The sequence below is a fragment of the Paenisporosarcina sp. P4_D4 genome (genome assembly GCF_056401835.1).
Genome location: NZ_JBFUIO010000364.1, coordinates 1 through 870, shown reverse-complemented (window position 1 = coordinate 870; position 870 = coordinate 1). Strand labels below are relative to the sequence as shown.

Here is an 870-nt window from a genome sequence, read left to right as displayed (position 1 = left end):
GGTTGTGACACATGATAAACTATTTGTAGATATTAAGAGTTCGTACTAATTATTAAAGGAGCACTATATGAATACTGTTATCGCTATTTTACTAGCTTACTTGCTAGGATCTATACCATCCGCATTATGGATCGGGAAACTTTTTTACAAGACGGATATCCGTCAACACGGAAGTGGGAATTTGGGTGGAACGAATACTTTTCGGACTTTAGGTCTGAAAGCAGGTTTAATTGTGTCAATTTTGGACATTTTAAAAGGAACGGCAGCTACTTGCCTACCGCTAATTCCTTTCTTCGTAGATACAGGCCTTCACCCGTTATTTCTAGGCGTAATTGCAGTAGTTGGTCATATGTATCCAATCTTTGCTAATTTCAAAGGAGGCAAAGCCGTAGCTACTTCAGGCGGGATTCTGTTAGGGTACCACTGGCCGATTTTCGTTTTAATGCTGGTTTCTTTCTTTATCGTACTGAAGATATCAAAAATGGTCTCTTTAACTTCGATGGTTCTAGGAGTAATTGCTTTGCTATATACGGTAATCTATAACATTTTCTTTGAAACCGATATTCCATTGTTGGTAGTGATTGTTTTACTTACTGCATTCATTMTTTACCGTCATCGTGCTAATATCACCCGGATCAAAGCGGGAACCGAGCCAAAAGTGAAGTGGATATAATACAATACGATTAGACCACGAAAGGTTGGTGTTGCATGAAAATCGTGATTTCACATGAAGCAATGCAATGGTTTAAAGAAGACATGGAAGCAAAAGCCGGCGAATATATTCGGTTTTACGCCCGCTACGGCGGCTCCAGTCAGCTCCATGACGGATTTTCACTCGGTGTAACGAAAGAGCAACCGATGGAACTATCC

General features: G+C 40.2%; 2 protein-coding genes. Both read left to right on the top strand.

Features of this window, described 5'->3' with window-relative positions; all coding sequences use genetic code 11:
* Nucleotides 1–67: 67 nt before the first annotated feature.
* On the top strand, nucleotides 68–673 hold the full coding sequence (plsY, locus tag AC1DSL_RS18855) for a glycerol-3-phosphate 1-O-acyltransferase PlsY (RefSeq protein WP_477533420.1): 606 nt from the start codon (nucleotides 68–70) through the stop codon (nucleotides 671–673).
* 35 nt (nucleotides 674–708) lie between these two features.
* Nucleotides 709–870: HesB/YadR/YfhF family protein (locus AC1DSL_RS18850; RefSeq protein WP_477533421.1), on the top strand; the 162-nt coding region annotated here is incomplete at its 3' end.